We start from the raw sequence: 12,908 nt of genomic DNA, 5'->3' as shown, positions 1-12,908 counted from the left end.
GAGGCAGTTTCGGCAAAGCAACTTGGGTATAAAGCGCGAGTGGTTAGGCCCAGAAACGAAAAAGCCTTGCTCAAGAGCAAGGCTTTGAAACGCTTTTAAGGGCAGTAACTTATAGTGGAGTTACGTTAGCCGCTTGAGGACCTTTAGGGCCGCTCTCAACGTCGAAAGATACTTTTTGGCCTTCGTTCAGAGTTTTGAAACCGTCAGTAACGATTGAACGGAAGTGAACGAAAAGATCTTCACCGTTGTCTTGAGAGATAAAACCGAAACCTTTAGTTTCGTTGAACCATTTAACGGTACCAGTTGCTTTAGACATAATCTGTCTCCTATAAAAAATTAAAGTGATGCACTAGTGGTAGTAATTATTTCGACGACAATAACGCTAGGGTCGTTTTGGTGCTTTCACGTAGGAGTAACAGCAGAGCGACGAACAGTATCGGTATTTCAAAAACAACTCTATCAACAGAGCAACAGCTACTATACAGCAGGAAAGTCATTTGTCAATAATCTTTCATTTCACTGAAAGACGAGGTGTTTTCAAAAGATAACCCCCTGTATTTACAACAGGAACTTCTCTTGGGTGATCTCTATCAATCTATAACGCGAATGTTAATGGGCGGCAGTGAGTGTATCGAATAGAAGAACCTATTCTAATGCACGTTCCTTTGGGCCATTGAGCAGCAAAAATCTTACTTTAGAGATTTCAACTAGATGCAAAATTTAAACACAGCGTATTTTCCTAGTGAGGTGATGAAATAGAGTCGATTCTGACATTGAGAAACTGTGCTTATGAACTAGATTGAACAAAGAAGATTTGAGCGGCACGTATGTCTGGTTCAAACAAGGGAATGGTCGGCCACAGCAACCGAGCATGGGAAGTGCGACTCATCGGCTGCGAATCGTAGTGAGTTACCCATGAGAGCCCATAGAGGCGAATCGATGTAAGCAAGATGGTTGGCTTTATTAGTCATTGCAGCCAAGGGACGGTTTATGACAACACGAGCGAACCTTAAAAGCCCCAAGCAACAGCAAGGGCTCGTCGCAGTTATGGTGACCGTGGCACTCTTGGCATTGGTAGCGGTCTCTGCCCTTGCCGTCGATGCCACACATTTGATCCTCAATCAAACACGGTTGCAGAATGCTGTCGATACGATGGCACTCTCTGGCGCCAGTGCAGCAAATCGCTTCAACAGTCAGGACTCTGCCGAAACGGCGATTGTTCAGTCGTACAATCAAATCGCCGCAGCTTCTGGAAACGAAGAGATTCAGTTGACCGCCAATGATGATGGTACCAGCCTAAATTCGGTGACGATTGAATATTCAAGCTCGCCGAATAGTGGGTTTTCGTCCACCTTCCCATCTTCAACCGACCACATATTTGTCCGAGTTCAAATTGATGATGTTGGGCTGACCGAGTTCTTGTTGAGCTTTTTTGGGCTAACAAAGAGTGTGTCTGCCAGTGCGATGGCTGGGCCTGTCAATATAAACGGTAGTGGTAACGTATTACCAATAGGGATGTGTGAAGGTGATGAGTCGGTTGGTCCGGCGGGTTACGAGGTGGGTAAGGTCTACGAAATCAAGACCGGAAGTCAATCAGATGATCCCGATGGGTTGGGGGCGGGTAACTTCCACTTGCTTGATGTCGGTAGTGGTAAATCAGATGTCAGCGATGCGCTCATCGGTAAAGTGGTAACCAGTATTGAAGTAGGTGACAATATTGACTCCGAGCCAGGCAATGCAGTAGGTCCAACGTCCAGCATTGACAGTCGTTTTGATGGTGAAACGCTCGATGGTATTTACTACCCACCTGATCTCATTACCACCGAACCAGAGACGGCTTTGACGACTGATACAGTTGGTGAGTACAACGACTTACTCGATAAGTGGACGTATGACGATTATGAGTCTGCAACAAAGGCGTGTTTAGACGATGAAAGTTGTACGTCAAACAGTGGTGCTGCGTGGCGTCGCGTTCTTCCAGTGCCTATATTGGATTGTGATAGTGCCTCGAAGCAGGGCGGTAAGATTGAATTTACGATTACTCATATCGGCTGCTTTTTTATGATCCAGCGCTATGCCTCGTCTTCAAGTAATGGCAACTCTAATGCACGCGGCAACGGTAATGGTGGGGGCAATGGTAATGGTGGAGGCCAAGGCGGGGGCGCAGGTCAACAAGGTATTTTCGGTGAGTTTATTGACACCTGTACGGTCCAGCAAGGTGGTGTGTCCGGGAGTGAAACGGGGCTGACACGCATTGTGTTGTTTAAGGATCCAAACTCGGTAGGAGGTGGATCATGATACGCATTAGCAAGAAACAAGACGGCTATGCCGCTGTTGAATTTATCGCGACACTGCCAATTCTGTTGTTGCTCTTGGTCGCTGTCACTGAGATTGCCAGAATGATGGTTGATTACAACACATTAAGCAAAGCGGTCCGGGTTGGGGCGCGTTACGCATCCGCCCAATCTGATACGTCTGGCTGTGCAGTGTTGCTTTCTCAGCAAGACACTATAAAGCAACTGGTTGTTAACGGGTCGCTAAGCGATGGAAGCACCGCGCTGCTCGATGACTGGACAACGGGTGATGTCAGCATCACTTGTGACGACAATGTGTTTGTTACGGTAACGGCCACCTACACCTTCACGCCAAGTCTAATGAGTACTCTGCCCTTCACTGGCACTTCTCTAGCACTTCCGATGAATGCTTCTACTGTGATGAGATTAAGTCTATGAAAAAAGTTCGTGGATTAGCAGTTCTCGAGTTTACCTTGATAGCTAGCACCTTGATGTTGGTGCTGTTGGCGATCTTTGCGATTGGACACTTCGTCTTCACTCTGCAATCGGTTAACGAGTCAACACGCATAGCCGCGCGGATGGCGGCGGTGTGTCAGATTGGTGATGGTGATATTGGTACTTTTGTCGCAGACAATAGCTACATGAACAGTGTCTCTGCTGCTAATATCGAAATAGAGTATCTTGATGAGAATGCCAATATTCTAGCCAGTCCCAGCTCTGAGGACGTGCGTTTTGTAAGAGCTAGAGCCGTCGACCTCGATTATCAATTTATCGCGATACTCAACTTTCTCGGTGAAAATGGCTTGATGACCATTCCCCCGTTTGAAACTACCATCCCCAACGAGAGCTTAGGCTTAGTGCCGATCTCCGGTGAAAGTAACACTGATTGCTAATCGATCTCTCGGCAAGGGATTTGTGGAACTCACCATACACAAAGCATCATATTGCGGGTGATTTTCAATCTCCGCACATTCACCTGACGTTTCTTTAGTGGAGCCTGGCTACACTTGGCTCCGTTTTTCTCATCATTATGGAAATCGTTAAACATGAAAACGAAACTTTTGCTCGCATGTATCCCCTTTTTTTTGTTGGCAGGCTGTGACAGCAGCAGCGACTCTTCGAGTGGTGAAACCACGCCCACACAAACAGCGCTGGTTTCGTTTAGTGTCTCTGATGCCCCCGTTGATGAGGCCGACAATGTCGTTGTTGCGTTTGATGCGCTTGAGCTGATCCACGAAAATGGCCAACGTTACTTCTTAAACGTAGTGGATACCGATGAAGAACAGGAATACCAGCAGGTGGATCTGCTTGCTTACCAAGGTAATGATTCACGCCTGATCCTTTCTGATGAGCGCATTGCAATTGGTAATTACAAAGAGCTGATCGTGCACACCACCTCAAAAGGAAACAGCGATCTCAACTATGTGATTGCCAATGGCCGTCACGATCTAAAAGTACCTAGCGACAAGCTGCGACTGGGCGGCTTTGAGGTGACCTCTGAGACTGTGCAAGCTTTTACTATAGAATTTGATCTACGTAAATCACTAGTATTGCGTGGCAACTCTGGCAACAACAACGGCTATATCCTTAAGCCTCACGGCGTGAAAATTGTTGATAATGGTGCGGCGACCTCACTTTTCGGTAATGTCGACCAAGCCTTGTTTGCCCAAGGTGATGCTTGTATGGCAGACAGTGGTAACTTTGTCTACCTCTACCAAGGACACGATCACGCAGAGGGTACACTGGTTGATAACATTGACGTAAACGATGAAGAGTACAATGATGATTTGCCATTGCCTGAAAACTACGTTGAACCATACGCATCTGTAGGCGTGCTAGAAAACGGTGACTACTTCTTTGGTTTTATTCCAGCAGGCGATTACACGGTTGCGTTCACCTGCAGTGCACACGTTGATCATCCAGTGCAATATGATTTCATCAAGATCGCTAACCCAAGCGAGCAAGTTGCAGAGATCACGCTCGAGCCAACAGTTGAATATGAGCACAACTTCCGCGAAACGCAATAATTTATAACCGCCTGACTTTATAAAATAGTAAGGCACAAAAAAGCCAACCACAAACGGTGGTTGGCACAATCATGTGTGAGCCAACTTAGGCTCAAAAACGTCAGTTGCTAGGTCTATACTCGAACTGCATACAAAACAGGCTTATGTGGATCATATGTCTACCTTTCGAGCAAACAAAGTATTAACAATTAATCTACATTGTGCAATTGGCTTTATATGATTTTGTTTGATATTCGATATAGCTCGCGCTTTGCCCACCTCATAGTGACAATCCAATCTACAAATCGCGTATCTAATAATCTGAACTTACGTGATTAACATTCGATTTGATGCTTATTCTCAAGCACTGTAGTAATAAAATCATCAGTTTATCTATTGAGAATGCTAAATGATGACAGCATGTAAACTGACTGTTATCGCCAAAATTATTATTAATCTGAAAAACTCCCTCATTGTTTTGCTCAGGTGATCCCGCCCCGGTCTGAGTGGCACAACAGCAACGGTAAGTGGTAGGCGAATGAGAATAAGATCACTGGGAACTTGTTCTCATTTAATTTTTCAGTCTGCACTATTTCTCGCTGTGGTAAGCTTTAGACACGGCGTAGCTGTCTTCAAACCAGTTCCAGCTTTTCACCTTACCGTCCTCCACATGCACCCGCACCGCCCAGCTAAAGGTGCCGGTATCGACACCCGACTCGTTGACGATCGCGCTCATGGTGCCCATAAAAGCAGCCTGATTGCCGTTGGCAAAACTAAAGTCGGTTGTCCAACTGGTCACGCTTAGCCCTGCACCAAACAGCGGCATAAACTCATTAAGCACCGTCTCCTTAGACTCCCAATTACCGATCCAGGGAATATCACTGTCGCCTTCATTATGCCAAACGAAATCATCAGCCATCAGGCTGTTAAGAGTATCCATATCGCCAGTGCCTGCGGCGGTTAGAAAGGCCTCAGCGACCTCGAGCGTTTGTTTGGATTGCATCTCATGCCCATCAGCGAGAGCGGTGGGTAGATGCAGGGTAAAAAGTAGAGCAAGTAGCCCAAGAGAGCGCGTTAACGTCATTAGGGTATATCCTTGTTCCGGGTATTAATTGGTCACAAGAGTATAGTCAAGATGAAGCGGCTTGATGGGGCATGTCTTGTTGGTGGTCCAATGAACCCCTCGCCCCTTTATTTTACATTCGTGCATTGGGCTGCTACATTGCGTAGCTTTTTTGATCTGGAGTCTTTCGCATCGATGTTTGAATTACGCAGTAACCCTAACGCGTCGGCTCGCGCCGATCTGTTCGCTGGCCTCACGGTCTCTTTGGCCATGGTGCCAGAGGTCGTGGTCTTTACCTTTGTTGCCGCTGTCGATCCTATGGTTGGCCTCTATGCGGCCTTTATCGTTGGTTTTATTGCCGCGATCTTTGGTGGCCGTCCAGGCATGGTCTCAGGTGGTGCGGGTGCGTTGGCCGTTGTGGTGACCGCGCTGGTGGTCCAGCATGGTGTCGAATATCTGTTTGCGGCCGTGGTCTTGATGGGGCTGATGCAGTTGGCCTTTGGTTTTCTTCGACTAGGCCGCTTTATTGCGCTGGTTCCTTATCCCGTGATGCTCGGCTTTGTTAATGGCTTGGCGATTGTGATCTTTCTGGCTCAACTGCAGCAGTTCCAAACACTCGAAAGTGGGCAGTGGCACTGGCTGTCGGGCACCCCAATGATGATGATGCTTGGTCTGGTGGGGCTAGCTATGGCCATTATCCATTTTCTGCCGCGCTTTAGCCGCACGATTCCTGCATCACTTGTCGCGATTCTAGTGGTGACTGCACTGGTTCATGGGTTTGATCTGCAAACGGCAACCGTGATTGATTTTGTTCGCAGCATGTCGGGTAACCCAGCGGCAACATTAGACGGTACCTTGCCAAGCTTCAGTCTACCAACCGTGCCAATGAGTCTAGAGACTTTGAGCATTATCTTCCCTTATGCGTTGATTTTGGCCGCAGTGGGTTTATTGGAGTCGCTGCTTACCCTTAACCTGGTTGATGAAATCACCGAAACTCAGGGACAACCAAACCGTGAATGTGTCGCACAAGGCGCGGCTAATATCGTCTCGGGTTGTTTTGGTGGTATGGGCGGCTGTGCCATGATTGGCCAAAGCATCATCAACTTAAACTCAGGTGGTCGCTCGCGCTTATCGGGTGCGACGTGTGCGTTATCAATTCTTGGCTTTATCTTGTTTGGCTCTCACCTTATTGAGATGATCCCATTGGCTGCATTGGTTGGGGTGATGTTTATGGTGGTGCTTGGTACCTTTGAATGGGCAAGTCTGCGCATGATCCGCAAAGTCCCACGTGCTGATGTATTCGTTATTGTGCTGGTAACTGTGGTGACTGTGTTCACTGACCTTGCTCTGGCGGTGTTTGTCGGCGTCTTGGTTTCAGCGCTGCGCTTTGCCTGGGACCAAGCAACACGTCTAACCTTGAGTGAAAGCACAGATAATACGGGTACGGTATATCGTCTAGAGGGCGTGCTATTTTTTGCCTCAGTGACCCACTTTCACAGCCTGTTTAATATCAAAGTGGCACCTGAGCAAGTCAGTCTCGACCTCAGTCGCGCACGCCTAGCTGATCATTCTGCCCTGGAAGCGATCCATAAGCTGAGTGGTAACTTTAAGGCGCAGGGGAAAAGTCTATATCTGCTTGGGTTGACTGATGAGTGTCAGGCTCGCCTAGAGCGTGCGGGTGACCTAGTTCAGGTTCAAGTTGCGCAAGCTTCAGCCTCCGCTTGATTGAAATAGATTAAATCCTCAGAGAGAATCGGTACCTAGCTGCCTAGGCTCAAAAAACGCAGATACTGTTTTGGTGTCTGCGTTTTTTTTCAATATAAGTTAACCAACCTTGATACTTGTTAGCTCAATCTGGTTTGCTTGATGGCATGGGTGACAGTGCGATAAGTGGGTACATAAAATATTCATAGACTTCGTTTACTCTCTATCTCGCAGCTGTATTAGTCACAGCATTTGGAGAAGTATTAAGGTCATTAGGGAAGTCATCGACAATGAAGAACACACATTTTATCGAAGTAAAGCGTTACATGGAGCGTCAATATTCTCTGCCTGCCGCTTATATCGACAACCTTAAATCAGCACCGCTGAAAGGGTTTCCCAATCAATATGCTGTTTTGGTGGAAGCGTTCGATAAACAGTGGAGTTTATTGGTTGATACCACCACATCGAATATCAGCATTAAAGAAGTAAACTAGCGTTTACCCAAGCAAATCTCGCTGAAACTGCACCTTGAGGTCACTTGGTTATATCTACTGTCATAGCGCGTTCACTTTCTCGTCTCTTTTTTTAGAATTTTTTCAATAGGATTTTCCTATCAAATAGATAGGCAAAGACGAATGTTCAATCGAACTCTGTTGTTGCACTATACCTTCATCGGCGCAGGAGAGCGCCTCAACAGACAATAAGAACTTCAAAAGAGAGTAAAATAATGATCAATACGACTATCAAACCATTTTCAGCGACGGCATTCAAAAACGGTGATTTTGTTGAAATCACAGAGCAAGACGTAAAAGGCAAATGGGCAGTGTTCTTCTTCTACCCAGCAGACTTTACTTTCGTATGTCCAACTGAGCTTGGCGACCTTGCTGACCACTACGCAGAGCTGCAAGAGCGCGGCGTTGAGGTGTACTCAGTATCAACGGATACTCACTTCACTCACAAAGCATGGCACGATAGCTCAGACACCATCGGTAAGATCAACTACTACATGGTTGGCGACCAAACTGGCACAATCACTAACAACTTTGGTGTAATGCGCGAAGGCCAAGGTCTTGCAGATCGTGCAACATTCCTAGTTGACCCAGAAGGTGTTATCCAAGCGATGGAAATCACTGCAGAGGGTATTGGCCGTGATGCAGAAGACCTAATGCGCAAAGTGAAAGCGGCTCAGTACGTAGCGGCTAACCCAGGTGAGGTTTGCCCTGCTAAATGGAAAGAAGGCGAAGAGACACTGGCTCCTTCTCTAGACCTTGTTGGTAAGATCTAAGATAACCTGAATTCAAGCTTGGGTTGCATGTCCCGAGACTGCTCCTTTTCTTAGGGCGTGTGACCACCTACTTGAACGAACCTCTTTCGAATGAAAGAGGTTTTTTTATGTCTGCTCAATCTTCAATAGGATTTTCCTATCAAATAGATAGGAAAGGACGAATGTTAAATGAAGCTTGGGTATTGCACTATATCTCCATCGGCACAGGAGAGTGCCACAACAAACAATAACAAAGAATTAGCGAGTTAATATTATGATCAATACAACTATCAAACCATTCTCAGCAACGGCATTTAAAAACGGTGATTTTGTTGAAATCACTGAGCAAGATGTAAAAGGCAAATGGGCAGTGTTCTTCTTCTACCCAGCAGACTTCACGTTTGTATGTCCAACCGAGCTTGGTGACCTTGCTGACCATTACGCAGAGCTGCAAGAGCGTGGCGTTGAAGTGTACTCAGTATCAACTGACACTCACTTCACTCATAAAGCATGGCACGATAGCTCAGACACCATCGGCAAGATCAACTACTACATGGTTGGCGATCAAACTGGCACAATCACTAACAACTTCGGTGTTATGCGCGAAGGTCAAGGCCTTGCGGACCGTGCTACCTTCCTAGTTGACCCAGAAGGCGTTATCCAAGCGATGGAAATCACTGCCGAAGGCATTGGCCGTGATGCAGAAGACCTGATGCGTAAGGTGAAAGCAGCTCAATATGTTGCAGCTAACCCAGGTGAAGTTTGCCCAGCAAAATGGAAAGAAGGTGAAGAGACTCTAGCTCCTTCTCTAGACCTAGTTGGCAAAATCTAAGCCCGCGAGAGTACGCTTAGGCGAACTATCGAAATAGTATCGCGCGCCCTATTTTGAATTGTTCCCCCATCGACAATCGAAACCAGGGCGTGCACCCCAAATAAAACAAATAATGACAAACATCAAAAGGGCCCATTTTCGTTTTCCCTTTTAAACTCCTTCTGATGTTAGGTAGTCATAAGATTAGGTATCAGTATGTTAGATCAAGCAATGAAGCAGCAGCTCAAAGCGTATTTAGACAATGTAAAAACCCAAGTACAATTGGTTCTTAGCCTCGATGATAGTGGCACGGCAGGCAAGATCCAGTCACTTGCTGACGATATTGCTTCTCTGAGCAGCAAAATCGATGTGGTTCGAGATGATGCAGTGAGCGAACGCAAGCCAGTGATGCGTGTAGTTAACCCAGAAAAAGGCACCGCAATTGGTTTTGCTGGACTGCCAATGGGACATGAATTTACCTCGCTGGTGCTTGCTCTGCTGCATACTGGTGGCCATCCAATCAAACTGGAAGCCGAGACGATCGAGCAAATCGCAGCACTTAATACGCCACTCGATGTTGAAATCTTCATCTCACTATCGTGTCAAAACTGCCCAGAGGTAGTACAAGCCTTCAACATGATGGCAGCGATCAATCCGCTGGTTAACGTGACCATGATTGACGGTGCGGTATTCCAAGATGAAGTTAAGCAGCGCGATATCATGGCAGTACCGAGCGTCTTCATTAACGGTCAGCTATTCGGTCAAGGCCGCATGTCGCTCAACGAAATTCTTAATAAAGTCGATACGGGTGCAGCGGAGAAGAAAGCCAATCAGCTTAACGAAACAGCGCCGTTTGATGTTCTAGTTGTGGGCGGTGGCCCAGCTGGCTCATCAGCTGCTATCTATGCTGCGCGTAAAGGGATTCGCACTGGTGTGGTTGCCGAGCGTTTCGGTGGCCAGGTGATGGACACAATGGCGATTGAAAACTTCATTTCTGTCAAGACAACCACAGGGCCAAAGCTAGTCGCGAGCCTTGAGGAGCACGTCAAAGAGTACGGTGTTGAAGTTATCACCGAGCAGCGCGCTGCCAACATCATTGATGCCGAAGAGACCAACGATGGCTATACGCACGTGGTTCTAGAAAGTGGTGCCGTACTCAAAGCACGCTCAGTCATCACCAGCACGGGTGCTCGCTGGCGTGAGATGAATGTTCCGGGCGAGCAAGAGTATCGCAACAAAGGGGTTGCTTACTGCCCACACTGTGACGGTCCACTGTTCAAAGGCAAGCGCACTGCTGTGATTGGCGGTGGTAACTCGGGTATTGAGGCAGCCATTGACCTTGCTGGTATTGTTGAGCATGTGACGGTGCTTGAGTTTGCTGACACGCTGCGCGCTGACCAAGTGCTTATCGACAAAGCCAACAGCACGCCAAATATCGAGATCATCACCATGGCGCAGACCACAGAGGTACTCGGTGACGGTACTCGCGTAACTGGACTTGAATACAAAGATCGCAATACCGATGAAATCAAGCAAATTGACCTCGCGGGTATCTTTGTTCAAATCGGTTTGGTGCCAAACAGCGAATGGCTGAAAGAGAGCAAAGTCGCGCTGTCACCACGCGGTGAGATTGAGGTGGATGCGCACGGTGCAACCAGTATGAAAGGCGTGTTTGCAGCCGGTGATGTGACTACAGTACCTTATAAGCAAATTATTATTGCAATGGGCGAGGGAGCGAAAGCGAGCCTAGGAGCCTTTGATTTCTTGATTCGCAATCCGGCCCCAGTGAAAGATGCTGAGGTAGCCTAAGTTGCCAATTGAGTGAACTTCTCACTCTGCAGTGAGGAATTTTGCCAAACTTGTCTGAGCCCACCTTAATTGGTGGGCTCAGCATTTTTGCTGCCTACTAAAGCTGATCGACTCTCTAGCTTAGCTTTAATTACCATTTGGTGAGGATGATACCAGTGTATAAGGCAAGGGCTCTTGCTAGGGCCAGACACTTACTTTAGTGTATCAATAAGCCTTATGTATTAGCGCTTATCAAAGTGGAGAAACATGGATATAAAACAGATAGATTGGCAACAAGCGCTGCCGATCCGGCATCGAGTATTGTGGCCAAATAAGGCTCCAGAGTTTAGTCATGTTGAGGGTGATGAAAATGCCATTCATTACGGCGTGTTTGTTGACGGGAACCTAGTGTCTGTCGCTTCGATATTTATCCAGAACAATCAAGCAAGACTGAGAAAGTTTGCCACCCTGACTTGCCAGCAAGGCTGTGGGTTTGGGTCAAAGCTTATTACCCACATCATAGCGGAGCTCAAAGGTAACAATATAGACCTTCTGTGGTGTGATGCGCGCTTGAGCGCCATCGTATTTTATGAGCGGTTTGGCATGAAGCGTTTTAGCGATGAGTTTTACAAGTCAGGCACTGCATACGTTAAAATGTCCGTTCATTTCAAATAACCCTGAGAGAGTGTGATTAGGCACTCTTTGGATCGATTCTTTTCGGCTATCGGTTTGTGAGTCTGTTTAATATGTTGAGGTTACTTGGGTATAAAAAAAGGCTCGATACGATATTCGAGCCTTTTCTATTATTTGCTAATAAAAGTTAAAGACTAATTTTTTCAACGGCTGTTTGAATCGCTGGTGCAATCTGGCGTTTACGAGATGTCACACCTGGTAGGTTCAACCATTGCTTATCTTGCTCAGAGCCAAATGCTTGGTTGGCCACCTTTGAGTCAGTCGCATCAATCCAGATAAGGTTCGCTTCGCCGTTCTTGGTATCGGTTACCGAGAAAAATAGGTGATCTAGCTGCTGGGCTTTTTTATGCGCTTGCATAGCTTCAATAAATTCTGCTTTTCTTGCAATCAACTGCTCAGCCGTGATGGTTTCCGCTACACCGATACCGACTTTCTTGCCCGCAAATTCAAAGTTTTTGTAATCCATGGTCAGGATCGTTGCCGCACTCATATGGCTAAGATCCGATTTGGCAATCAGCATTTTCTCACCGAAATCGTTGATGTCATCGATGCCTGCTGTTTTGGCTAGTGACTTCGCATATTGGTGGTCATAGCTGGTGGTGGTAGAAGACTCAAGCACCACGGTATCAGAAAGAATGCCCGCTAGTGTGGTACATGCGATCTCTTTTGGCAGCTCAACGTTCATTTGCGCAGCGCGGTCTGCAAGAATCGTGGCTGCTGAGCCCCATGGGCGAATATCAATAGTCGCGATTTGGCTCATATTTACCGGGCTACCACCGATAGCATGGTGATCAACGATAGCCACGATGCTTGCTTCATCGATGGTTTTTTGCAGCTGAGTTCTTTGGTTAAAGTCCACTAAGCCCACTTGCTTGTTGGAGAAATCCTCAAGGACTCTTGGCTCAGCATAGCCACAATATTCAAGAGCGAACTGGCTCTCAGGGTTGATAGCCTCAGGCACAACCGCCTCTCCACCATACAAATGGGCAGCGATAATCGCAGACGTTACTGTGTCAGTATCCGGGCTGATATGACCGGTCCAAACTAGGTTCTCGGTGTTGTTTAGGCTTGGGTTGGCAAGGTCAAATGCCATTGCAGGCGCTGCAAGTAAAGAAAAAGAGGTAACAAAAAGGGCAGCTTTTTTCACTGGGTCTTCCTTGAGAGTTTGCTTTAGGATGTTGAACGCTATGATATGAGTTGTTTATTAAATTAATGTTACACATCAAGCTGTTTTATTGCCGAGATAATTGTCGGGTCAGAATTTGTCCATACACCGTTAATAATC

Annotated in this window: 13 protein-coding genes; 10 read left to right on the top strand and 3 right to left on the bottom strand. The window is 46.9% G+C overall.

Features of this window, described 5'->3' with window-relative positions:
• Positions 1 to 109: 109 nt before the first annotated feature.
• The gene (cspE, locus tag ACZ5R2_RS22395) at positions 110 to 316 is read right to left on the bottom strand and encodes a transcription antiterminator/RNA stability regulator CspE (protein WP_464902432.1); all 207 of its coding nucleotides are present in this window, start codon (positions 314 to 316) and stop codon (positions 110 to 112) included.
• Positions 317 to 990: 674 nt separating this feature from the next.
• Between cspE and ACZ5R2_RS22390 the strand changes: the two genes are divergently transcribed.
• The 4 genes from ACZ5R2_RS22390 to ACZ5R2_RS22375 all read left to right on the top strand — a co-directional run bounded on the left by ACZ5R2_RS22390 (position 991) and on the right by ACZ5R2_RS22375 (position 4,321).
• The gene (locus ACZ5R2_RS22390) at positions 991 to 2,298 is read left to right on the top strand and encodes a TadE/TadG family type IV pilus assembly protein (protein ID WP_464902433.1); all 1,308 of its coding nucleotides are present in this window, start codon (positions 991 to 993) and stop codon (positions 2,296 to 2,298) included.
• Positions 2,295 to 2,732, top strand: a complete 438-nt coding sequence (locus ACZ5R2_RS22385) for a TadE/TadG family type IV pilus assembly protein (RefSeq protein WP_464902434.1) — start codon at positions 2,295 to 2,297, stop codon at positions 2,730 to 2,732. The genes ACZ5R2_RS22390 and ACZ5R2_RS22385 overlap by 4 nt, the downstream gene beginning before the upstream one ends.
• Positions 2,729 to 3,187, top strand: a complete 459-nt coding sequence (locus tag ACZ5R2_RS22380; protein ID WP_464902435.1) for a TadE/TadG family type IV pilus assembly protein — start codon at positions 2,729 to 2,731, stop codon at positions 3,185 to 3,187. Before ACZ5R2_RS22385 ends, ACZ5R2_RS22380 begins: the two co-directional genes overlap by 4 nt.
• 153 nt (positions 3,188 to 3,340) lie before the next feature.
• On the top strand, positions 3,341 to 4,321 hold the full coding sequence (locus ACZ5R2_RS22375) for a DUF4382 domain-containing protein (RefSeq protein ID WP_464902436.1): 981 nt from the start codon (positions 3,341 to 3,343) through the stop codon (positions 4,319 to 4,321).
• Positions 4,322 to 4,889: 568 nt separating this feature from the next.
• On the opposite strand, the gene ACZ5R2_RS22370 is transcribed toward ACZ5R2_RS22375, so the two are convergent.
• On the bottom strand, positions 4,890 to 5,384 hold the full coding sequence (locus tag ACZ5R2_RS22370) for a nuclear transport factor 2 family protein (protein WP_464902437.1): 495 nt from the start codon (positions 5,382 to 5,384) through the stop codon (positions 4,890 to 4,892).
• A 174-nt stretch (positions 5,385 to 5,558) separates the two neighbouring features.
• Here ACZ5R2_RS22370 and ACZ5R2_RS22365 point away from each other — a divergent pair, with 174 nt between their 5' ends.
• The 6 genes from ACZ5R2_RS22365 to ACZ5R2_RS22340 all read left to right on the top strand — a co-directional run bounded on the left by ACZ5R2_RS22365 (position 5,559) and on the right by ACZ5R2_RS22340 (position 11,605).
• Positions 5,559 to 7,088 (top strand): SulP family inorganic anion transporter, encoded by a 1,530-nt coding sequence (locus tag ACZ5R2_RS22365; RefSeq protein WP_464902438.1) that lies wholly within the window; start codon positions 5,559 to 5,561, stop codon positions 7,086 to 7,088.
• A gap of 269 nt (positions 7,089 to 7,357) precedes the next feature.
• The gene (locus tag ACZ5R2_RS22360) at positions 7,358 to 7,561 is read left to right on the top strand and encodes a hypothetical protein (protein ID WP_464902439.1); all 204 of its coding nucleotides are present in this window, start codon (positions 7,358 to 7,360) and stop codon (positions 7,559 to 7,561) included.
• A 233-nt stretch (positions 7,562 to 7,794) separates the two neighbouring features.
• On the top strand, positions 7,795 to 8,352 hold the full coding sequence (ahpC, locus tag ACZ5R2_RS22355) for an alkyl hydroperoxide reductase subunit C (protein WP_438456922.1): 558 nt from the start codon (positions 7,795 to 7,797) through the stop codon (positions 8,350 to 8,352).
• Positions 8,353 to 8,605: 253 nt separating this feature from the next.
• Positions 8,606 to 9,163 (top strand): alkyl hydroperoxide reductase subunit C, encoded by a 558-nt coding sequence (ahpC, locus tag ACZ5R2_RS22350; protein WP_438456922.1) that lies wholly within the window; start codon positions 8,606 to 8,608, stop codon positions 9,161 to 9,163.
• 195 nt (positions 9,164 to 9,358) lie between these two features.
• Positions 9,359 to 10,951 (top strand): alkyl hydroperoxide reductase subunit F, encoded by a 1,593-nt coding sequence (ahpF, locus tag ACZ5R2_RS22345; protein WP_464902440.1) that lies wholly within the window; start codon positions 9,359 to 9,361, stop codon positions 10,949 to 10,951.
• A gap of 246 nt (positions 10,952 to 11,197) precedes the next feature.
• Complete coding sequence (locus tag ACZ5R2_RS22340) at positions 11,198 to 11,605, top strand: GNAT family N-acetyltransferase (protein ID WP_464902441.1); 408 nt, start codon at positions 11,198 to 11,200, stop codon at positions 11,603 to 11,605.
• 145 nt (positions 11,606 to 11,750) lie between these two features.
• Here the strand turns inward: ACZ5R2_RS22340 and ACZ5R2_RS22335 are convergent, their stop codons facing one another.
• A complete protein-coding gene (locus ACZ5R2_RS22335; RefSeq protein WP_464902442.1) occupies positions 11,751 to 12,770 on the bottom strand; it encodes a manganese-dependent inorganic pyrophosphatase in 1,020 nt (339 codons plus the stop codon).
• Positions 12,771 to 12,908: the final 138 nt, after the last annotated feature.

Source organism: Vibrio sabulosilitoris (assembly GCF_055391395.1).
This window is presented reverse-complemented; position numbering and strand designations above follow the sequence as displayed.